The sequence below is a fragment of the Kluyvera sichuanensis genome (assembly GCF_014218705.1).
GTDB classification, from domain to species: Bacteria; Pseudomonadota; Gammaproteobacteria; order Enterobacterales; family Enterobacteriaceae; genus Kluyvera; species Kluyvera sichuanensis.
This window is the reverse complement of sequence record NZ_JABBJF010000034.1, coordinates 13,393-33,806: the sequence shown is the minus strand read 5'-3', so window position 1 is coordinate 33,806 and position 20,414 is coordinate 13,393. Positions and strand designations below refer to the sequence as shown.

The 20,414-nt window shown below is 55.1% G+C and carries 19 protein-coding genes; 12 read left to right on the top strand and 7 right to left on the bottom strand.

Annotated features, from left to right (window positions below; translation table 11 throughout):
- Positions 1-2: 2 nt before the first annotated feature.
- Both rarD and yigI read right to left on the bottom strand, forming a co-directional pair.
- Entirely contained in the window at positions 3-896 is an 894-nt protein-coding gene (rarD, locus tag HII27_RS23300; protein WP_185669763.1) for an EamA family transporter RarD, read from the bottom strand.
- A gap of 50 nt (positions 897-946) precedes the next feature.
- Positions 947-1,414, bottom strand: a complete 468-nt coding sequence (gene yigI, locus HII27_RS23295) for an acyl-CoA thioesterase YigI (RefSeq protein WP_185669762.1) — start codon at positions 1,412-1,414, stop codon at positions 947-949.
- A 161-nt stretch (positions 1,415-1,575) separates the two neighbouring features.
- Here yigI and pldA point away from each other — a divergent pair, with 161 nt between their 5' ends.
- From pldA to rhtC, 3 genes are all read left to right on the top strand, one after another.
- Positions 1,576-2,442 carry a phospholipase A gene (gene pldA / locus HII27_RS23290; protein ID WP_185669761.1) on the top strand — a complete coding sequence of 289 codons (867 nt, stop codon included), beginning with the start codon at positions 1,576-1,578 and terminating at the stop codon, positions 2,440-2,442.
- Between the two features lie 117 nt (positions 2,443-2,559).
- Positions 2,560-4,389 (top strand): ATP-dependent DNA helicase RecQ, encoded by a 1,830-nt coding sequence (gene recQ / locus HII27_RS23285; RefSeq protein WP_185669760.1) that lies wholly within the window; start codon positions 2,560-2,562, stop codon positions 4,387-4,389.
- An 81-nt stretch (positions 4,390-4,470) separates the two neighbouring features.
- Positions 4,471-5,094, top strand: coding sequence for a threonine export protein RhtC (rhtC, locus tag HII27_RS23280; RefSeq protein WP_185669759.1), 624 nt, complete (start codon positions 4,471-4,473; stop codon positions 5,092-5,094).
- Positions 5,095-5,139: 45 nt separating this feature from the next.
- Here rhtC and HII27_RS23275 read toward each other — a convergent pair whose 3' ends face one another.
- Both HII27_RS23275 and rhtB read right to left on the bottom strand, forming a co-directional pair.
- Complete coding sequence (locus HII27_RS23275) at positions 5,140-6,024, bottom strand: Rpn family recombination-promoting nuclease/putative transposase (RefSeq protein WP_185669758.1); 885 nt, start codon at positions 6,022-6,024, stop codon at positions 5,140-5,142.
- A 153-nt stretch (positions 6,025-6,177) separates the two neighbouring features.
- Positions 6,178-6,798, bottom strand: coding sequence for a homoserine/homoserine lactone efflux protein (gene rhtB, locus HII27_RS23270; RefSeq protein WP_035894409.1), 621 nt, complete (start codon positions 6,796-6,798; stop codon positions 6,178-6,180).
- A gap of 109 nt (positions 6,799-6,907) precedes the next feature.
- On the opposite strand from rhtB, the gene pldB reads away from it, so the two are divergent.
- From pldB to HII27_RS23255, 3 genes are all read left to right on the top strand, one after another.
- Positions 6,908-7,900 carry a lysophospholipase L2 gene (pldB, locus tag HII27_RS23265; RefSeq protein ID WP_185669757.1) on the top strand — a complete coding sequence of 331 codons (993 nt, stop codon included), beginning with the start codon at positions 6,908-6,910 and terminating at the stop codon, positions 7,898-7,900.
- A gap of 41 nt (positions 7,901-7,941) precedes the next feature.
- On the top strand, positions 7,942-8,742 hold the full coding sequence (yigL, locus tag HII27_RS23260) for a sugar/pyridoxal phosphate phosphatase YigL (protein WP_185669756.1): 801 nt from the start codon (positions 7,942-7,944) through the stop codon (positions 8,740-8,742).
- An 85-nt stretch (positions 8,743-8,827) separates the two neighbouring features.
- Complete coding sequence (locus HII27_RS23255) at positions 8,828-9,727, top strand: carboxylate/amino acid/amine transporter (protein WP_185669755.1); 900 nt, start codon at positions 8,828-8,830, stop codon at positions 9,725-9,727.
- Here the strand turns inward: HII27_RS23255 and metR are convergent.
- On the bottom strand, positions 9,615-10,568 hold the full coding sequence (gene metR / locus HII27_RS23250) for an HTH-type transcriptional regulator MetR (protein ID WP_185669754.1): 954 nt from the start codon (positions 10,566-10,568) through the stop codon (positions 9,615-9,617). The two genes, HII27_RS23255 and metR, sit on opposite strands and share 113 nt — an antisense overlap.
- 235 nt (positions 10,569-10,803) lie before the next feature.
- Between metR and metE the strand changes: the two genes are divergently transcribed.
- Complete coding sequence (gene metE / locus HII27_RS23245) at positions 10,804-13,065, top strand: 5-methyltetrahydropteroyltriglutamate--homocysteine S-methyltransferase (RefSeq protein ID WP_185669776.1); 2,262 nt, start codon at positions 10,804-10,806, stop codon at positions 13,063-13,065.
- Positions 13,066-13,111: 46 nt separating this feature from the next.
- On the opposite strand, the gene HII27_RS23240 is transcribed toward metE, so the two are convergent.
- Positions 13,112-13,924, bottom strand: a complete 813-nt coding sequence (locus HII27_RS23240) for a dienelactone hydrolase family protein (RefSeq protein WP_185669753.1) — start codon at positions 13,922-13,924, stop codon at positions 13,112-13,114.
- 237 nt (positions 13,925-14,161) lie between these two features.
- On the opposite strand from HII27_RS23240, the gene udp reads away from it, so the two are divergent.
- Positions 14,162-14,923, top strand: coding sequence for a uridine phosphorylase (gene udp, locus HII27_RS23235; RefSeq protein WP_185669752.1), 762 nt, complete (start codon positions 14,162-14,164; stop codon positions 14,921-14,923).
- Positions 14,924-14,976: 53 nt separating this feature from the next.
- On the opposite strand, the gene HII27_RS23230 is transcribed toward udp, so the two are convergent.
- Entirely contained in the window at positions 14,977-15,414 is a 438-nt protein-coding gene (locus HII27_RS23230) for a CZB domain-containing protein (protein WP_185669751.1), read from the bottom strand.
- Positions 15,415-15,813: 399 nt separating this feature from the next.
- Between HII27_RS23230 and rmuC the strand changes: the two genes are divergently transcribed.
- From rmuC to ubiB, 4 genes are all read left to right on the top strand, one after another.
- On the top strand, positions 15,814-17,223 hold the full coding sequence (gene rmuC / locus HII27_RS23225) for a DNA recombination protein RmuC (protein ID WP_185669750.1): 1,410 nt from the start codon (positions 15,814-15,816) through the stop codon (positions 17,221-17,223).
- 100 nt (positions 17,224-17,323) lie between these two features.
- On the top strand, positions 17,324-18,079 hold the full coding sequence (gene ubiE, locus HII27_RS23220; RefSeq protein ID WP_185669749.1) for a bifunctional demethylmenaquinone methyltransferase/2-methoxy-6-polyprenyl-1,4-benzoquinol methylase UbiE: 756 nt from the start codon (positions 17,324-17,326) through the stop codon (positions 18,077-18,079).
- Between the two features lie 14 nt (positions 18,080-18,093).
- Positions 18,094-18,699, top strand: a complete 606-nt coding sequence (gene ubiJ, locus HII27_RS23215) for a ubiquinone biosynthesis protein UbiJ (protein WP_185669748.1) — start codon at positions 18,094-18,096, stop codon at positions 18,697-18,699.
- Positions 18,696-20,336: a ubiquinone biosynthesis regulatory protein kinase UbiB gene (ubiB, locus tag HII27_RS23210; protein WP_185669747.1), complete on the top strand. Its 1,641-nt coding sequence runs from the start codon at positions 18,696-18,698 to the stop codon at positions 20,334-20,336. The genes ubiJ and ubiB overlap by 4 nt, the downstream gene beginning before the upstream one ends.
- The last annotated feature ends 78 nt before the right edge of the window (positions 20,337-20,414 follow it).

Genomic DNA, 20,414 nt, shown 5'->3' with positions numbered 1-20,414 from the left:
CTCTAGCTTCGACGCGCCCGTCTTTGCGTATACACCGCATCCATCACGAATATCGCCAGCGCCACCCAGATAAAGGCAAAGGTTACCATCTTATCTGCGCCCGGCACCTCACCGTAGAACGTCACCGCCAGCAGGAACATCAGCGTTGGGCCGATGTACTGGAAGAAACCCAGCGTTGACAGACGCAGGCGGGTCGCCGCCCCGGTAAAGCACAACAGTGGGATAGTGGTCACCACGCCTGCGGCAATCAGCAGCAGGTTCAGCGACCACGGATTTTGACCCATATGGCTGGTGGCGCTATCGGCGATGCCGAAAAGATAAATCGCTGCTACCGGCAGCAGCCAGAGCGTCTCGAACAGCATGCCGGTCTGGGCATCGACGGCAATTTTCTTACGCACCAGGCCATAGAAGGCGAAGCTGAACGCCAGCCCCAGGGCAATGATTGGCAGCGAGCCAAAGGTCCATAGCTGGACTAACACGCCGCAAATCGCCAGCGCGACGGCAACCCATTGCATGCGGCGGAAACGCTCGCCGATGAAAATCATCCCCAGCAAAATATTCACCAGCGGGTTTATAAAGTAGCCGAGGCTTGCCTCCAGCATATGGTGGTTATTGACCGACCAGATAAACAGCAGCCAGTTACCGCCAATCAGCACCGCCGACAGTGCCAGCAGGAAGACCTTCTTTGGCGTCTTCAGCAGCGTTTTAACCTGCGGCCATTGGCGGCTAAAGCTAATGAGCGCCACCATAAAGAAAAACGACCAGATAACGCGGTGGGTCAGGATCTCATCGGCAGGAACGTAGTAAATCAGCTTGAAGTAGGCTGGAGCGATGCCCCAGATGAAATAGGCGGCAAGGGCCAGAAGCACGCCCTGTCGCGTTTGTTTGGGATCCATGTGAAACATCCATTTCGAAAAAGTAACGCAATTTTACGCGATTCTGGCGGTTATCCCACCATATAAGTCGCCGTGGCGCTGGCGATATGCGTTTTCTCTTCGTTGTGCAATTCAACGCGGGCAACGGCAACCTTATTGCCTGCGCGCAGCAGCGTGCTGGTGGCGGTAAAGCGCGAGCCGCGTCCTGGACGCAGATAGTCCACGCGCAGGTCGATGGTACCCATCTTTGACAAGCGCTGGCGCAGTTCATCTTCATTGATGGTGTCATGACGCGCCAGCGTACTGCCCACGCAGACCAGGCCTGCCGCGACATCCAGTGCCGAGGCGATCACCCCTCCGTGCAGAATGCTTTGCGCCCAGTTGCCCACCATCATCGGCTGGTTGTTAAAACTCAGCTGTGCTAACGCCTTTTCGTAGACATCCAGCTCCAGATTCAGGGCCCGGTTGAACGGCATATGGTAGACAAAGATTTCGCCAACCAGCTTGAGTGCGGCTTCCGCGGTGAGTTCTGCAGACATAATGACCTTACATTTCATTGTTAATAAAATGTTGATTTTATGCCGATTGAATGTTGATTTCTACTTTCAGAAAGGTTTGATGAGCAAGAACAGCGTAAACAGGTAGAATACGTGTCAATTTGTTATCCATTATTTGCATATATCTCAGGGGAAGTTGACTGATGCGGATCTCACTCAGTGGGCTACTGGCGCTGCTGCTGCCTGTCGCGGCGTTGGCACAGGAAGCGACAATTAAAGAGGTGCACGATGCACCGGCAGTACGCGGCAGTATTATCGCCAACCTTCTACAGGAGCATGATAACCCGTTCACGCTCTACCCCTATGAAAGCAACTACCTGCTTTACACCTGGACCAGCGACCTCAATAAAGAGGCGATTCGTTCCTACGACTGGGCCGAGAATGCGCGTAAAGATGAGGTGAAATTCCAGCTTAGCCTGGCCTTCCCGCTGTGGCGCGGCATTCTGGGGGATAACTCGGTACTGGCAGCGTCTTATACCCAGCGTTCCTGGTGGCAACTCTCCAACAGCGATGAGTCTTCACCGTTCCGCGAGACCAACTATGAGCCGCAGCTTTTCCTCGGCTTTGCTACCGATTATCGCTTCGCAGGTTGGACGCTTCGCGACGTTGAGATGGGCTATAACCATGATTCCAACGGCCGCTCAGATCCCACTTCCCGCAGTTGGAACCGACTCTATACGCGTTTGATGGCGCAAAACGGCAACTGGCTGGTTGAGGTGAAGCCCTGGTACGTGATTGGCGATACCGACGATAACCCGGATATCACCAAGTATATGGGCTATTACCGGCTGAAAATCGGCTATCAACTGGGCGACGCGGTGCTCAGTGCGCAGGGGCAATATAACTGGAACACCGGCTACGGCGGCGCGGAACTGGGTGTGAGCTATCCGGTCACTAAGCACGTTCGCCTCTATACTCAGGTGTACAGTGGATACGGCGAATCGCTTATCGACTATAACTTTAACCAGACTCGCGTTGGGGTTGGGGTCATGCTTAACGACCTGTTTTAAGAGCAATTCCTGCGGTTTGTTGCGAGCATGGCCGAAGGAATTCGTCTAAAACGTTGCAGTTTGGCACGCGGGCGCTGAAAATAGCGCCTGTTTTTATTTAACGGTAATGGGGTCAATGTGGCACAGGCGGAAGTTTTAAATCAGGAATCGCTGGCTAAGCAGGTTTTGCAAGAGACCTTTGGCTACCAGCAGTTCCGCCCTGGCCAGGAAACCATTATCGACACCGTGCTGGAAGGACGCGACTGCCTGGTCGTGATGCCTACCGGCGGCGGTAAGTCGCTGTGTTATCAGATTCCTGCGCTGGTGCTTAACGGCCTGACGGTGGTGGTTTCACCGCTGATCTCGCTGATGAAGGACCAGGTCGATCAGCTGCTGGCGAACGGCGTGGCGGCGGCCTGTATCAACTCCACCCAAACCCGCGAACAGCAGCAAGAGGTGATGGCCGGCTGCCGTACCGGGCAGATTCGCCTGCTCTATATCGCCCCGGAACGTCTGATGCTGGATAACTTCCTTGAGCATCTGGCGCACTGGAATCCGGCGATGCTGGCGGTGGATGAGGCGCACTGTATCTCGCAGTGGGGGCATGACTTCCGCCCGGAATACGCGGCCCTTGGCCAGCTGCGTCAGCGCTTCCCCGCGCTGCCGTTTATGGCGCTGACCGCCACCGCCGATGACACTACCCGTAGCGACATTGTGCGCCTGCTGGGGCTGAATGACCCGCTGATTCAAATCAGCAGCTTTGACCGCCCGAATATCCGCTACATGCTGATGGAGAAGTTTAAACCGCTCGATCAGCTGATGCGCTACGTGCAGGAGCAGCGGGGCAAATCCGGCATTATTTACTGCAATAGCCGTGCGAAGGTGGAAGACACCGCGGCTCGCCTGCAAAGCCGTGGCATCAGCGCAGCGGCGTATCATGCCGGGCTGGAAAACACCGTGCGCGCCGACGTGCAGGAAAAATTCCAGCGTGACGATCTGCAAATCGTGGTGGCTACCGTGGCCTTCGGGATGGGTATCAACAAGCCCAACGTCCGTTTCGTGGTGCACTTCGACATCCCTCGCAATATCGAATCCTACTATCAGGAAACCGGCCGCGCCGGGCGCGATGGCCTACCGGCGGAAGCGATGCTGTTTTACGATCCGGCCGATATGGCGTGGCTGCGCCGCTGCCTGGAAGAAAAGCCAGAGGGCATGCTGCTGGATATCGAGCGGCATAAGCTCAACGCGATGGGGGCGTTTGCCGAAGCGCAGACCTGTCGTCGCCTTGTGCTGCTTAACTACTTTGGCGAGGGCCGTCAGGAGCCGTGCGGCAACTGCGATATCTGCCTCGACCCACCGAAGCAGTACGATGGCGTGCAGGACGCGCAGATTGCGCTCTCTACCATTGGCCGGGTTAATCAGCGCTTTGGGATGGGCTACGTCGTCGAGGTCATCCGCGGTGCCAACAGTCAGCGTATTCGCGAGTTCGGCCACGATAAGCTCAAGGTGTACGGCATGGGGCGCGACAAAAGCCATGAACACTGGGTCAGCGTCATTCGTCAGCTCATTCATTTAGGCTTCGTCACCCAGAACATAGCCCAACATTCGGCGCTACAGCTGACCGACGCTTCCCGTCCGGTGCTGCGCGGCGAAGTGCCGCTGCAGCTTGCGGTGCCGCGTATTGTGGCGCTGAAGCCGCGCGTGATGCAGAAAGCGGCGGTGGGTAACTACGACAAGCAGCTGTTTGCTAAGCTGCGTAAGCTGCGTAAAGCCATTGCCGATGAAGAAAATATCCCGCCTTACGTCGTCTTTAACGACGCGACGCTGATTGAAATGGCAGAACAGATGCCTATCTCCCCAAGCGATATGCTCAGCGTCAACGGTGTGGGCACGCGTAAACTCGAACGCTTTGGCCGCGAATTCCTGGCGTTGATTCGCGCTCACGTCGACGGAGATGATGAGGAGTAGTCAGTTTGCGGAAAAAGTGCAAAGATGGTGACTCACTGTACTCTTTTCCGCGAATTTATCGTCCCGTTTGGTAGGCCTATCATGATTACGTTATTCCTGACCGTCGCGCTGGTGCACATCATTGCTTTGATGAGCCCGGGGCCGGACTTCTTTTTTGTCTCCCAGACCGCCGTGAGCCGCTCGCGCAAAGAAGCGATGATGGGCGTGCTAGGGATCACCTGTGGTGTGATGGTCTGGGCGGGCGTTGCGCTGCTCGGCCTGCATCTGATTATCGAAAAAATGGCGTGGCTGCACACCATCATTATGGTCGGCGGTGGTCTGTACCTATGCTGGATGGGCTACCAGATGCTGCGCGGAGCGCTGAAGAAAGAGCCGTCTGACGCTGCGGAAGAACCGCAGGTTGAACTGGCTCAGGGCGGACGCAGCTTTATGAAGGGCCTGCTGACGAATCTCGCCAACCCAAAAGCGATTATCTACTTTGGTTCAGTGTTCTCACTGTTTGTCGGTGACAACGTCGGTGCGGGCGAGCGCTGGGGGATTTTCCTGTTGATTATCCTCGAAACGCTGGCCTGGTTTACCGTCGTGGCGAGCCTGTTTGCGCTGCCTGCAATGCGTCGCGGCTACCAGCGCGCGGCGAAGTGGATCGACGGCGTGGCGGGCACGCTGTTCGCGGGCTTCGGCATTCACCTGATTATTTCTCGCTAAGAGATTGGCCCACTCGGTATCGTTATCGGGTGGGCTATACAGTGTTTATTGGCGGAGTTGCTGGAGTTCATCGGCGGAAAGCCCGGTAATCTCAGTGATGAGGTTGCTATCAAAACCCCGCGCTAGCATTGCTTTTGCCACATTTCGCAAAGTGACGAGTTTACCTTCCTGAATCCCTTCTTTACGTAGCTGTTCTGCCATAGTCATAAACTTTTCTCCATGCTGCGGCACGCGCTGTGCCAGTCCATACAATAGTTTTTGAACATCCTGGGTTTGTCCGGCCTGTATCAGATAGTTTACTAGCACGGTTATTTGTTGTCCGCTCATGTGTCCCAGAATGAACAAACTGGCTAGCTTGTCTTGTAGCAACGCGATATCCCGCTGCCGGATATGCTTCTGCACCAGCGTCAGCGCTGCCATGCTGCGGTGTTGCATAATCTCGTCGTCTGGGATAACCGTAATATCCACCAGCGGGAAAGGTGAGGTGTAGAGCTGACGTGCAGCGACGGGGTCGCTGAACCCATCCAGCCAGTTTAGCGACCAGGGATAAGGGCTGCGTTTGCCGTGATAAAACAGAATGGGAACCACCAGCGGTAAGGTTTTATGACCGCCTTCGAGATGGCGCTGCATGGCGGCAACGGCGTAGCGCAGTAATCTGAAAGCCATATGTTTATCCGGCGTGCTCTGATGTTCGATAAGAACGTGGATATAGCCGCGCCCAGTGGTGGTCTGCAGCGAATAGATAACATCACTGTAGTAGGGGCGTAGATCGTCTTCGATATAGCTCCCCGATTCCAGCCGTAGCGTTTCCAGTTTGCAGAGTTGGAGAAGCTGAGTGGGCAGGTGGAGTCTAATAAAATCCCGCGCCGTATCGGCGCAGGAGAGAAAGGTTTTAAACACCGCGTCATGCGGCATGGCTGTCTCCGCCATCGTTTATCATCCGTGAATGAAAAGTCTGGCGGCATTCTGGCACTCAGGCTTTTTGTGGTGTAGCGGTTATTCCAGGCTTCTTTCCGGGATGCGCCGCCGCTCGCGCGATTTTGTCAGTTAGCGGTTCTCGCGACAAAAATTTGCGTGCTGTATTCAGGCATGGCGAGCCGACGCCAGCAGCGCACCAACCAGCATAAACAGCGAACCAAACACCTTATTCAATGCCTTCATCTGCTTCGGCCCTTTAATCCACGCCGAGATCCGCTGCGCCAACGTCGCGTAGCCAATCATCACGATGATATCGACGACGATGGTTGTCACCCCAAGAATCAGGTACTGCATTATCTGCGGCTGATGCGGCACGATAAACTGTGGGAACAGCGCGGCCAGGAACACGATGCTCTTCGGGTTGGTCAGGTTCACGAACACCGCACGCTGGAATAGCTTGCCGCGGCTTTGCGTTTTCGCCAGCGTTTTCAGGTCAATGGAGCCTGCCGCACGCCATTGCTGAATGCCGAGCCAGATAAGGTACGCCGCCCCCGCCCACTTCAGCACCTCAAAGGCCAGCAGGGAGCGCGAGAAGAGGGTACCGAGGCCTACGCCAACCAGCACGATGTGAATCGCCAGGCCGGTTTGCAGCCCGGCAATCGATGCCGCCGCGCCGCGATAGCCGTGGTTAATGGAGGTGGTCATGGTATTGATCGCTCCTGAGCCCGGCGAAAGGCTAAGAATTATGGATGTGAGCAGGTAGGCGAACCACCATTCGAAGGTCATGAGAAACTCCCTGATTGTCTGTTTTTATGCCACAATACGCTATTGTCCTGGCGTTGTGTCAGGCGTCACAAAAAAATGATTTTCAGCGGTTAGCAGGGGTGGAAACCCGATGTTTCAACAGCAAAAGGATTGGAATACAAGAGAAAACGCGTTTGCTGCCTTTACGACCGGCCCGCTGATGGATTTCTGGCGAGGGCGGAAGGAAGCGGAGTTTATCGGCGTTGACGGCATTCCGGTACGGTTTGTTCGGTTCAGTTCACCTGCGCACGACAGCGTGATCGTGGTCTGCCCTGGGCGAATTGAGAGCTACGTGAAGTATGCCGAGCTGGCGTACGACCTGTTCCATAGCGGCTTTGATGTGCTGATTATCGACCATCGCGGTCAGGGGCGCTCCGGGCGCATGTTGTCTGACTCCCATCGCGGCCACGTGGCGAAATTTAGCGACTACGTTGACGATCTTGCGGCCTTCTGGCAGCAGCAGGTGCTGCCAGGGCACTGGCGGCAGCGATTTATTCTCGCTCACTCGATGGGCGGTGCCATCGCCACGCAGTTTTTACAGCGTAATCCGCAAGGCTGTGATGCTATCGCGCTTTGTGCACCGATGTTCGGGATTATTATGCGCCTGCCGGAATGGGTAGTAAGGCCACTTCTCGATTGGGCTGAGGGCCATCAGCGTCTTCGGGAAGGGTATGCAATGGGAACGGGCCGATGGCACGCGCTGCCGTTTGGCATTAATGTACTGACCCATAGTCGCGAACGCTATCGGCGTAACGTCCGTTTTTATGCCGATGAACCCCGGTTGCGCGTGGGAGGCCCCACGTATCACTGGGTCAGAGAAGGTATCCTGGCAGGGGAGCAAATCCTCGCCGATGCCGCAAAAGAGACGTTCCCCGTTCTGCTGATTCAGGCAGAGGAGGAACGCGTCGTTGATAATCGCATGCACGATCGTTATTGCGAAATCCGCGCCGAAGCGGGCCACCCTTGTGATGGCGGTAAGCCGCTTGTCATACAGGGCGCCTATCATGAGATCCTTTTTGAAAAGGACGCTATGCGCTCAGTCGCACTCACTGCCATCGTCGATTTTTTCCGTCGACATTGTTAATTCGGCGCCAGCGGCGCACTGTTTAGAGGTTAAATTCGAATATGTACCAGGTTGTTGCGTCTGACTTAGATGGCACCTTACTCTCCCCCGACCACCACTTAACGCCGTACGCGAAAGAGACGCTAAAGCTGCTCACCGAGCGCGGCCTGAACTTCGTCTTTGCGACCGGACGTCATTACATCGACGTAGGCCAGATTCGCGATAATCTGGGGATCAAATCCTACATGATCACCTCCAACGGCGCGCGCGTGCACGATGCCGATGGGAAACAGGTTTTCGCCCATAACCTCGATCGTGATATTGCCGCCGATCTCTTCGGCATCGTGAATGACAACCCGGATATCGTCACCAACGTTTACCGTGAAGACGAATGGTTTATGAACCGTCATCGCCCGGAAGAGATGCGTTTCTTCAAGGAAGCGGTATTCAACTACACCCTGTATGAGCCGGGTATGCTGGAGCCGGAAGGGGTCAGCAAGGTGTTCTTCACCTGCAACGATCACGAAACGCTGCTGCCTTTGGAACAGGCGATTAACGCGCGTTGGGGCGATCGCGTCAACGTCAGCTTCTCCACGCTCACCTGTCTGGAAGTGATGGCGGGCGGCGTGTCGAAAGGCCATGCGCTGGAAGCGGTGGCGAAAGCGATGGGCTATACCCTTAAAGATTGCATCGCGTTCGGTGATGGGATGAATGACGCCGAAATGCTGTCGATGGCAGGTAAAGGCTGCATTATGGAGGGCGCGCACCAGCGTCTGAAAGACCTGCATCCGGAGCTTGAAGTGATCGGATCGAACGCCGATGATGCGGTACCACATTTCTTGCGCGACATGTACCTGCGTTAATTATCAACAACTGACTAATTATTGGTCAGTTGTCAACCGGTAACTCCGCTACAATGAATGCTCCTCTTCCTATGAGACATTCATTGTGGCGCTCCTGATTATTACCACGATTCTGTGGGCTTTCTCTTTTAGCTTCTACGGCGAGTACCTTGCCGGACACGTCGACAGTTACTTTGCGGTGCTGGTGCGCGTGGGCCTGGCGGCGCTGGTCTTCCTGCCGTTTCTTCGCACCCGCGGGCACAGCCTGAAAACCGTTGGCCTGTATATGCTGGTGGGCGCAATGCAGCTTGGCATCATGTATATGCTGAGCTTCCATGCTTATCTCTACCTGACCGTCTCCGAGTTGCTGCTGTTTACCGTCCTCACGCCGCTCTACATCACGCTGATTTACGACCTGATGAGCGGACGCCGCCTGCGCTGGAGCTACGCGTTTAGTGCGCTGCTGGCGGTGATTGGCGCGGGGATTATTCGCTACGACCATATCACTAACCATTTCTGGACCGGGCTTATCCTGGTGCAGCTCTCCAATATCGTCTTTGCCATCGGCATGGTGGGCTATAAGCGCCTGATGGAGACCCGGCCAATGCCGCAGCATAACGCTTTTGCCTGGTTCTATCTCGGGGCATTTCTGGTCGCGACGGTGGCCTGGATGCTGCTCGGTAACGCGCAGAAAATGCCGCAGACTCTGCCGCAGTGGGGGATTCTGGTATTTCTTGGCGTGGTGGCTTCGGGGATTGGCTACTTTATGTGGAACTACGGCGCCACGCAGGTGGATGCGGGCACCTTAGGCATTATGAACAACATGCATGTGCCCGCAGGGCTGCTGGTGAACCTGGCAATCTGGCATCAACAGCCCCACTGGCCGAGCTTCCTTACAGGGGCTGCGGTGATACTGGCCTCACTGTGGGTGCATCGCCATTGGGTCGCTCCGCGTTCTTCACGAACGGCAGATGATCGCAAGCGTGATTCCGCGCTGAGCGAATAAACGCATCCATCACCGGCTGACGCTGCTCGCCATCGCGCACGGCGGCGTACAGCCGGCTCCACAATCCTTCGCCCAGGGTTTTGGTCACAATCAGACCCTGGCGCTCAAAACTCTCCACCACCCAGTGCGGCAGAGCGGCAATGCCCATCCGCGCGGCGACCATCTGCACCAGCAGCAGCGTGTTATCAACGCTTTTCAACTGTGGGCTGACGCCAGCAGGCAGTAGGAAATGACGCCAGACATCAAGGCGCTGGCGCTGCACTGGATAAATCAACAACGTTTCTGCCGCTAAATCCTCCGGTGTAATGCGTGCTTTGGTCGCCAGCGGGTGATCCGGTGACAGTACCAGGCGTACTTCAAAATCAAACATCGGCGAGTAGTGCAGGCCGCTGCGCGGCAGGATGTCTGAGGTAAGCACCAGATCCAACTCGCCCTGCTGTAGTGCAGGCTGCGGGTCGAAGGTGACGCCGGATTTAAAGTCCATCTCAACCTGCGGCCACTGCTTGCGGAAATTCTCCAGCGCGGGCGTCAGCCACTGAATACAGCTATGGCATTCGATGGCGATACGCAGCGTGGCTTGCTGTGGTTCATGACAGGCCTGCAGCGCCTGAGTGATTTGCGGCAGCACCTGGTTTGCCAGCTGCAGCAAAATCTCCCCCTGTGGGGTAAAGCGCAGCGGCTGGCTTTTACGTACGAATAGCCGGAAGCCAAGGCGCTGTTCCAGATCGCTGAACTGGTGAGACAGGGCGGATTGGGTCTGGTGCAGCGTCGCCGCGGCGGCCGCCAGAGAACCACTGTTCCGCAACGCCTGGAGCGTTTTCAGATGTTTAATTTCGATCATGAAAGTCCTTCACTTCGGCATGAACAATTTGCGCTTGAGGAATATACAGTACCTGTCGATTATGGATGTGTAAACATCTGGACGGCTAAAATCCTTCGTCTTTTAAATTTATGGTGCGTTGGCTGCGTTTATTCACCCCAGTCACTTACTTAAGTAAGCTCCCGGGGATTCATAAACTTGCCGCCTTCCCTAAATTGAAAATCCAAAGGATTTAAACACTTAAGAGAGGCATATGATGACTATTCAAAACCACACCCTCGGTTTCCCTCGCGTTGGCCTGCGTCGCGAGCTGAAAAAAGCGCAAGAGAGCTATTGGGCGGGTAACGCCTCCCGTGAAGAGCTGCTGGCCGTTGGCCGCGAACTGCGCGCCCGTCATTGGGAGCAGCAGAAGCAAGCGGGTATCGACCTGCTGCCGGTGGGCGACTTCGCCTGGTACGATCACGTGCTGACCACCAGCCTGCTGCTGGGCAACGTCCCGGCTCGCCATCAGAACAAAGATGGCTCCGTCGATATCGACACCTTATTCCGTATTGGCCGTGGCCGCGCACCGACCGGTGAACCTGCGGCGGCGGCAGAAATGACCAAATGGTTTAATACTAACTATCACTACATGGTGCCTGAATTCACTAAAGGCCAGCAGTTCAAGCTGACCTGGACCCAGCTGCTGGACGAAGTTGACGAAGCGCTGGCGCTTGGTCACAACGTGAAACCTGTCCTGCTGGGGCCGGTTACCTATCTGTGGTTGGGCAAAGTGAAGGGTGATCAGTTTGACCGCCTAACCCTGCTAAACGACATCCTGCCAGTGTATCAGCAGGTGCTGGCTGAACTGGCGAAGCGCGGTATTGAGTGGGTGCAGATTGATGAACCTGCGCTGGTGCTGGAACTGCCGCAGGAATGGCTGAACGCATTTAAGCCAGCCTATGATGCGCTGCAGGGGCAGGTGAAACTGCTGCTCACCACCTATTTCGAGGGCGTGACGCCGAATCTGGAAACCATTACTACGCTGCCGGTACAAGGGCTACACGTTGACCTGGTGCACGGTAAAGATGACGTTGAAGCCCTGCATCAGCGCCTGCCCGCTGACTGGCTGCTCTCCGCTGGCCTGGTTAACGGTCGCAACGTCTGGCGCGCCGACCTTACTGAAAAATATGCGCAGATTAAAGCGCTGGTCGGTAAACGTGACCTCTGGGTCGCCTCTTCTTGTTCCCTGCTGCATAGCCCTATCGACCTGAGCGTTGAAACTCGCCTGGATGCGGAAGTGAAGAGCTGGTTCGCCTTTGCTCTGCAAAAATGCGGTGAGCTGGCGCTGCTTCGCGATGCGCTGAATACCGGCAACACGGCGGCTCTGGTTGAGTGGAGCGCACCGATTCAGGCTCGCCGTCACTCAACCCGCGTGCACAATGCGGCAGTGGAACAGCGTCTGGCGGCGATTACCGCCAAAGACAGCCAGCGTGCTAGTGCTTACCCGGTACGCGCTGAAGCGCAGCGTTCTCGCTTTAATCTTCCGGCCTGGCCGACCACAACGATCGGCTCTTTCCCGCAAACCACCGAGATTCGCGGCCTGCGTCTGGATTTCAAAAAGGGGAATCTGGACGCGAATAACTACCGCACCGGCATTGCCGAACACATTAAGCAGGCGATCGTCGAGCAGGAGCGTCTGGGGCTCGATGTGCTGGTGCACGGTGAAGCCGAGCGTAACGATATGGTGGAATACTTTGGTGAACACCTCGACGGCTTCGTCTTTACCCAGAACGGCTGGGTGCAGAGCTACGGTTCTCGCTGCGTGAAGCCGCCCGTTGTCATCGGCGATGTGAGCCGACCGGAAGCGATCACCGTGGAGTGGGCGAAGTATGCCCAGTCTCTGACCGACAAACCGGTGAAAGGGATGCTGACCGGTCCGGTCACGATTCTTTGCTGGTCCTTCCCGCGTGAAGACGTGACCCGTGAAACCATCGCTAAGCAGATTGCGCTGGCGCTGCGTGATGAAGTGGCGGATCTGGAAGCGGCCGGTATTGGTATCATCCAGATCGATGAGCCAGCACTGCGTGAAGGTCTACCGCTGCGCCGTAGCGATTGGGCCGCCTACCTGGAGTGGGGCGTGGAAGCCTTCCGCATTAACGCCGCGGTGGCGCAGGATGATACCCAAATCCACACCCACATGTGTTACTGCGAGTTCAACGACATCATGGATTCCATTGCAGCGCTGGATGCGGACGTGATCACTATCGAAACCTCCCGTTCCGATATGGAGCTGCTGGAGTCATTCGAAGAGTTCGACTACCCGAATGAAATCGGGCCTGGCGTCTATGACATTCACTCGCCGAACGTACCAAGCGTGGAGTGGATTGAGGCTCTGCTGAAGAAAGCCGAGCAGCGCATTCCGGCGGAGCGCCTGTGGGTTAACCCGGACTGTGGTCTGAAAACGCGTGGCTGGCCAGAAACCCGTGCTGCACTGGCGAACATGGTCAAAGCGGCGCAGAACCTGCGTCAGGCTTAAAAAATCAAACGGAGGCTAACGCCTCCGTTTTCCTTTACTAAGGGAACTAGCCTTTTTTCCCGCCGTACTGCGCAAACCACGCCAGCATACGCTGCCAGCCATCTTTCGCTGACTCTTCATGATAGCTCGGGCGGTAATCGGCGTTGAACGCATGACCGGCTTCCGGGTAAACCACGATCTCGGCATTTGCATTGGCCGCTCGTAGCGCGTGGCGCATCGTTTCAACCGACTCCAGCGGAATCCCCGTGTCCTGGCCACCGTACAGACCTAGCACCGGGGCGCTAAGATCGACCGCGATGTCGACCGGGTTTTTCGGCATCTTCAGCGTTTTGTCACCCACCAGACGGCCATACCAGGCAACGGCGGCCTTGAGCTGCGGGTTATGTGCGGCGTATAGCCAGGTAATGCGGCCACCCCAGCAAAAGCCCGTCATCAATAAACGGCTGGCATCACCGCCGTTACGTGCCGCCCAGTTGGCGACGTGATCGAGGTCGGCCAGCACCTGCGCGTCGGGGACTTTGGACACCAGGCCGCTAAACAGCGAGGGGACATCGTCATAATCGCTCGGATCGCCCTGACGGAAGTAGAGCTCTGGTGCGACAGCCAGATAGCCCTCTAGCGCCAGACGGCGACAAATATCGCGGATGTGTTCGTGGACACCAAAAATCTCCTGCACTACGATGATTACCGGCAGCGGCGCATCGCTATGCTTAGGGCGAGCGTAGTACGCTGGCAGAGTATCACCCTGTGAAGGAATAGAGGTTTCTCCCGCTGAGATAGCCTCTTCGGGCGTATGAACGGTGGTTGAGGCGTGAGGTGAAGCCGCAGGGGCAAATCCAGGTTGTCTGTTGGTTGTCATGGCATTCTCCGTACCCTTTTAATGAACTCATAGCCAAATCACATTGCCTGAATGCGGCGTATTTTTGGTCAGCAGGGAGTAACAATAACTTGTTAATGTGATGTGAATCACTAATTGCGTGGAATTTAATGTAATATTTTTAATTCTTAGTGATTGTGGTCACGAAAAGATGTTGTGGTCTTCTATAAAGTACATTTTTGCTTCTTCTGACAAAACTGAACCACAGAGGAGTTCTTTATGTCCAAGTCTGATGTTTTTCATCTCGGCCTCACCAAAAGCGACCTTCAAGGGGCTACACTCGCTATCGTCCCAGGTGACCCGGAACGTGTGGAAAAGATCGCCGCGCTGATGGAAAAGCCGGTAAAACTGGCATCTCACCGTGAATTTACCTCCTGGCGTGCCGAACTTGATGGCAAGTCAGTGATCGTTTGCTCTACCGGTATCGGTGGTCCATCCACCTCTATCGCCGTGGAAGAACTGGCCCAACTGGGTATCCGTACCTTCCTGCGCGTAGGCACCACCGGCGCCATTCAGCCGCATATCAACGTCGGTGACGTTCTGGTGACCACCGCATCCGTCCGTCTGGATGGGGCGAGCCTGCACTTTGCGCCGATGGAATACCCGGCAGTCGCTGACTTCGCGTGTACGACTGCGCTGGTTGAAGCGGCGAAAGCCGTAGGTGCGACCACGCACATCGGCGTAACCGCCTCTTCCGATACCTTCTATCCGGGTCAGGAACGCTATGACACCTTCTCCGGCCGTGTAGTGAGAAACTACAAAGGCTCGATGGAAGAGTGGCAGTCAATGGGCGTAATGAACTACGAGATGGAATCCGCGACGCTGCTGACCATGTGCTCAAGCCAGGGTCTGCGTGCGGGGATGGTTGCTGGCGTTATCGTTAACCGTACCCAGCAAGAAATCCCGAACGCTGAGACGATGAAGCAGACGGAAAGCCACGCGGTGAAAATCGTGGTGGAAGCGGCACGCCGCCTGCTGTAAAGAAATACTCAAGTATAAAGGCCTCATACGAGGCCTTTTTTATATTCGGCTATTTAATGTTGTGAGGCTTCTAATAACTCGCCCAGAGATAATCCCACTTCTTCTGACAATGGCATCAGTTCATTCTTTACAGTCGCTAACGCCTCCATAAAATGGCCTTTCTGATGCAGCGACACAATAGAACCGGCACATTGATGAAACTGTGCATGGAGTTCACGAAAGCGTTCATATTCAGGATGTTTAGCTAATGACTTGCCTTCGTTATATATCCATTCACCAACCTGGCACAACGCATCGTTAGAGACCTGTGCAGCATCAAACTCATCTTCCCGATGCTCTCGCAGGGCGGTAATCCAGCGTTCACGCCATGCAATATGAAAAGCAATGGCCTCTTCAAGGATTAAGCCGTTAAGGTTTTGCTGTTCCTTAGGAATGCCAAGGCTAATATTTTCACCTGCAATTCTCTTTTTTATCCATGTGCTAAATTCCATAATATTCTCCATGTTTATGGTTGCTATCTATGTTCTATAGTCGTATTGCTCATTGGGATTAATAACTAATAAATTTATTCTTATATTATTAGGCGTTGCTGTAGTTGCCTGGAATAATATACTTATTAAGGGTATGGTAATTTATGTTGCCAGGCAATGACATTATAAATATATTTTTGTAATATATATATTTGTTATTACTCTTTCGTTGTATATTTTCCTTGCTGTTTAAATAATTTTTGAAAATGATATGAGAAATATTACTTATTATATAAATAGCACTCTGCAGGTTCATCTCTCTCTTTTTGCGTGGAGGCTCGCAGGAAACCGCTTTAAAACTGGACGTTTATACAGCACAATTCTATTTTGTGCAGATAACCGGTTTATGCAGGGGGCATTGTGGATATTGCCGTGGTGATTTATGCGCTGGTCGCGCTGGCGGGCATCGTGATTGGCTGGCTGGCGGCGAGCTATCGCGTGGCGCAGCAGCGTGCCGAACAGCTGGCTGAAGAACGCGACGTGTACGGTGAGCTGAGTGCGGCAAAACAGCAGGTTGCCCAGAACGCCCACTGGCGGGAAGAGTGCGAGCTGCTCAATAACGAGCTGCGTAACCTGCGAGAAATAAACGCCTCGCTGGAGGTCGACCTGCGGGAAGTCACCACGCTGCTGGAGACCACTCGTCAGCACGGCGACGAAAAGTACCGCCTGATGCTCAACAGCGAGCAGCGCCTGAGCGAGCAGTTCGAAAACCTGGCCAACCGCATCTTCGAACAGAGCAATCGCCGGGTGGAAGAACAAAACCGCCAAAGCCTGCACGGCCTGCTCACGCCGCTTCGTGAGCAGCTTGATGGTTTTCGCCGTCAGGTGCAGGAGAGCTTTGGGCAGGAGGCGCGCGAGCGTCACACGCTGGCACATGAAATTCGTAACCTCCAGCAGCTCAACGCCCAGATGGCGCAGGAAGCGGTCAACTTGACCCGTGCGCTAAAAGGCGACAACAAAACCCAGGGTAACTGGGGGGAAGTGGTGCTCACGCGCGTATTAGAGGCTTCTGGCCTGCGTGAAGGGCATGAATACGAAACCCAGGTCAGTATCAATACGGACGCGAACTCCCGTATGCAGCCGGACGTTATCGTGCGCCTGCCGCACCGTAAGGACGTGGTGGTGGATGCCAAAATGACGCTGGTGGCCTACGAGCGTTACTTTAACGCTGAAGATGACTACACCCGTGAAACCGCGCTGCAGGAGCATATTGCGGCGGTGCGTAACCATATCCGCATGCTGGGTCGTAAAGACTATCAGCAGTTACCGGGGCTACGATCGCTGGACTACGTCCTGATGTTTATCCCCGTGGAACCCGCCTTTCTGCTGGCGCTGGACAGGCAGCCCGAACTGATTAGCGAAGCGCTGAAAAACAATATTATGCTGGTCAGCCCGACCACGCTGCTGGTGGCGCTGCGGACTATCGCCAACCTCTGGCGCTATGAGCATCAGAGCCGTAATGCACAGCATATTGCTGAACGTGCGAGCCGCTTATATGACAAAATGCGTCTTTTCGTGGATGACATGTCGGCTATCGGTCAAAGCCTCGATAAAGCACAGGAAAACTACCGACAGGCGATGAAAAAGCTCACCACCGGGCGCGGCAACCTGCTTACGCAGGCCGAGGCGTTTCGCCACCTTGGGGTGGAGGTAAAACGCGAGATTAATCCGGAACTGGTTGAACAGGCGACGGCGCAGGACGATGATTTTCGACTGCGTGACGACACAGACACGAATGATGACAATCCGTTAGCCGCCGAACGTCGCTAAAACGCTCGCCGCACGGGTTTGGTAACGGGGTGGAATCGTAGGGCAATTGCGTCCAATCTGTTACACTCCAAGAACATTTTCTTGATAAGCAGGCATAGAGATGGTTGAGGATTCACAAGAAACGACGCACTTTGGCTTTCAAACAATCGCCAAATCACAGAAAGAAAACATGGTGGCGCATGTCTTCCATTCTGTCGCCGCAAAATACGATGTGATGAATGATCTGATGTCATTCGGTATCCATCGTCTCTGGAAGCGTTTTACCATTGATTGCAGCGGCGTGCGCCGTGGACAGACGGTCCTCGATCTGGCGGGCGGCACCGGTGACCTGACGGCAAAATTCTCGCGTATGGTCGGTGAAACCGGCCGCGTGGTGCTGGCCGATATTAACGACTCGATGCTCAAAATGGGCCGTGAAAAGCTGCGTAACATCGGCGTGGTGGGTAACGTGGAGTACGTGCAGGCAAACGCTGAAGCGCTGCCGTTCCCGGATAACACCTTCGACTGCATCACCATCTCCTTTGGCCTGCGTAACGTCACCGACAAAGACAAAGCGCTGCGCTCGATGTATCGCGTACTGAAGCCGGGCGGACGCCTGCTGGTGCTGGAGTTCTCCAAGCCGGTTATCGACCCGCTGAGTAAAGCTTACGATGCCTACTCGTTCCACATCCTGCCGCGTATTGGCGAAATGGTGGCAAACGACGCCGAAAGCTACCGCTATCTGGCGGAATCTATTCGTATGCACCCCGATCAGGACACCCTGAAAGAGATGATGCAGAACGCTGGGTTGGAAAACGTTGAGTACTTCAACCTGACGGCAGGGATTGTCGCGCTGCATCGCGGCTATAAATTCTGATAAGCGGGGGCCATATGCCTTTAAAACCCTTAGTGACCGGCAGTATCGAAACCGCGATTAACGCGCTGTTATGGCGTGAGAAAGCGTTGAAACCTGCCCGTCAGCGTCTTATCGGGAAAGTATTACGCATTGAGCTGAAAGAGTTTTCTTCTCCGCTGGTGCTGATATTTAGCGAGCGTCAGGTTGACGTGGTCGGCGCGTGGGACGACGAGGCGGATTGCACCGTCATCACCCGCGCCAGCGTGCTGCCTCAATTACGCAACCGTCAGCAACTGACGGCACTCATCCGCAATAACGACCTGGAAGTGCAGGGCGATCTTCAGGTCGTGCAAAACCTGGTGTCGCTAGCGGACCTGGCAGAGTTCTCTCCCGCAGAATTGCTGGCACCCTATACCGGCGATGTGGCGGCAGAGGGGATCAGCAAAGCGCTGCGTGGTGGGGCGAAGTTCATACAGCACGGGCTGGCGCGCCAGCAGCGCTATGTGGCGGAGACCCTGACGGAAGAGTGGCGACTGGCACCCGGCGCGCTGGAAGTGGCCTGGTTTGCGGAAGAAACAACGGCCGTTGAGCGTGATGTTGCCGCGCTGACGAAACGGTTGGAAAAACTGGAGGGGAAATGACGCCAGGAGAATTACGGCGCCTGTATTTTATCATCCGCACCTTTTTGAGTTACGGGCTTGATGAGCTCATTCCCAAAATGCGTATCACGCTGCCGCTGCGAATTGGGCGTCGGCTGTTGTTCTGGATGCCAAATCGCCACAAGGAAAAGTCGCTAGGTGAACGTCTGCGCTTAGCGTTGCAGGAGCTTGGCCCGGTATGGATCAAGTTTGGGCAGATGCTCTCTACCCGTCGTGACCTTTTCCCCCCGCAAATTGCCGATCAGCTCATTATGCTGCAGGACCGCGTGGCGCCGTTTGACGGCAAGCTGGCAAAGCAGCAGATTGAAAAATCGATGGGCGATATCCCCGTTGAAAGCTGGTTTGATGATTTTAGCATTGAGCCGCTGGCTTCAGCCTCCATTGCCCAGGTGCACACTGCTCGCCTGAAAGAGAACGGCAAAGAGGTCGTCATTAAGGTTATCCGCCCGGACATTCTGCCGATTATCAAAGCGGACATGAAGCTTATCTATCGCCTGGCGCGCTGGGTACCCCGCCTGCTGCCGGACGGTCGTCGCCTGCGCCCGCTGGAAGTGGTGCGTGACTATGAAAAGACGCTGATCGACGAACTGAACCTGCTGCGCGAAGCGGCGAACGCCATTCAACTGCGCCGCAACTTCGAAAACAGCCCGATGCTGTACGTGCCGGAGGTCTATTCAGACTACTGCCGCGTTGACATGCTGGTGATGGAGCGCATCTACGGTATTCCGGTCTCTGACGTAGAGACGCTGGAAAAGCAGAATACCAATATGAAGCTGCTGGCCGAACGCGGCGTGCAGGTCTTCTTCACCCAGGTATTCCGCGACAGCTTCTTCCACGCGGACATGCACCCGGGGAATATTTTCGTCAGCTATGAACACCCGGAAGACCCGCAGTACATCGGCATCGACTGTGGCATCGTTGGCTCGCTTAACAAGGACGATAAACGCTATCTGGCGGAAAACTTTATCGCCTTCTTCAACCGCGACTACCGTAAAGTTGCCGAACTGCACGTCGATTCCGGCTGGGTTCCGGCGGACACCAATGTGGAAGAGTTTGAGTTTGCTATCCGCACCGTTTGCGAGCCGATTTTTGAAAAGCCGCTGGCGGAGATCTCTTTCGGTCACGTGCTGCTGAACCTGTTTAACACCGCCCGACGCTTCAATATGGAAGTCCAGCCACAGCTGGTGTTGCTACAAAAGACATTACTTTACGTAGAAGGGGTAGGACGTCAGCTCTATCCTCAGTTAGATTTATGGAAGACGGCAAAGCCTTTCCTTGAGTCATGGCTGAAAGACCAGGTCGGTATTCCGGCGCTGGTTCGCGCTCTGAAGGACAAAGCGCCGTTCTGGATTGAAAAGATGCCGGAACTGCCGGAGCTGGTGTATGACAGCCTTCGGCAGAGCAAGCAGGTTCAGGCGAGCCTTGAGAAACTCTCGCAGAATCTGACAACGCATCACACCCGTCAGGGTCAATCGCGTTATCTCTTTGGTATAGGCGCGGTTTTACTCCTGAGCGGTACAGTATTGTTAGTGAATCGCCCGGAATGGGGCCTGACACCCGCATGGCTTATGGCCGGAGGGCTGGTGGTATGGCTCGTCGGGTGGCGGAAGACGCGCTGAATTATGCGTCGCTAAGAGGGCGCTGCATAACGTATAATGCGCGCTGATTATTTCATCATCTATGCACAAAATCATTCA

Coding starts and splice junctions, on each gene's coding strand:
- pldA (WP_185669761.1), top strand. CDS start 1,576: ATGCGGATCTCACTCAGTGGGCTACTGGCGCTGCTGCTGCCTGTCGCG.
- rhtB (WP_035894409.1), bottom strand. CDS start 6,798: ATGACCTTCGAATGGTGGTTCGCCTACCTGCTCACATCCATAATTCTT.
- rarD (WP_185669763.1), bottom strand. CDS start 896: ATGGATCCCAAACAAACGCGACAGGGCGTGCTTCTGGCCCTTGCCGCC.
- ubiJ (WP_185669748.1), top strand. CDS start 18,094: ATGCCTTTAAAACCCTTAGTGACCGGCAGTATCGAAACCGCGATTAAC.
- udp (WP_185669752.1), top strand. CDS start 14,162: ATGTCCAAGTCTGATGTTTTTCATCTCGGCCTCACCAAAAGCGACCTT.
- HII27_RS23230 (WP_185669751.1), bottom strand. CDS start 15,414: ATGGAATTTAGCACATGGATAAAAAAGAGAATTGCAGGTGAAAATATT.
- yigI (WP_185669762.1), bottom strand. CDS start 1,414: ATGTCTGCAGAACTCACCGCGGAAGCCGCACTCAAGCTGGTTGGCGAA.
- rhtC (WP_185669759.1), top strand. CDS start 4,471: ATGATTACGTTATTCCTGACCGTCGCGCTGGTGCACATCATTGCTTTG.
- metR (WP_185669754.1), bottom strand. CDS start 10,568: ATGATCGAAATTAAACATCTGAAAACGCTCCAGGCGTTGCGGAACAGT.
- HII27_RS23240 (WP_185669753.1), bottom strand. CDS start 13,924: ATGACAACCAACAGACAACCTGGATTTGCCCCTGCGGCTTCACCTCAC.
- ubiB (WP_185669747.1), top strand. CDS start 18,696: ATGACGCCAGGAGAATTACGGCGCCTGTATTTTATCATCCGCACCTTT.
- metE (WP_185669776.1), top strand. CDS start 10,804: ATGACTATTCAAAACCACACCCTCGGTTTCCCTCGCGTTGGCCTGCGT.
- yigL (WP_185669756.1), top strand. CDS start 7,942: ATGTACCAGGTTGTTGCGTCTGACTTAGATGGCACCTTACTCTCCCCC.
- pldB (WP_185669757.1), top strand. CDS start 6,908: ATGTTTCAACAGCAAAAGGATTGGAATACAAGAGAAAACGCGTTTGCT.
- HII27_RS23275 (WP_185669758.1), bottom strand. CDS start 6,024: ATGGCGGAGACAGCCATGCCGCATGACGCGGTGTTTAAAACCTTTCTC.
- ubiE (WP_185669749.1), top strand. CDS start 17,324: ATGGTTGAGGATTCACAAGAAACGACGCACTTTGGCTTTCAAACAATC.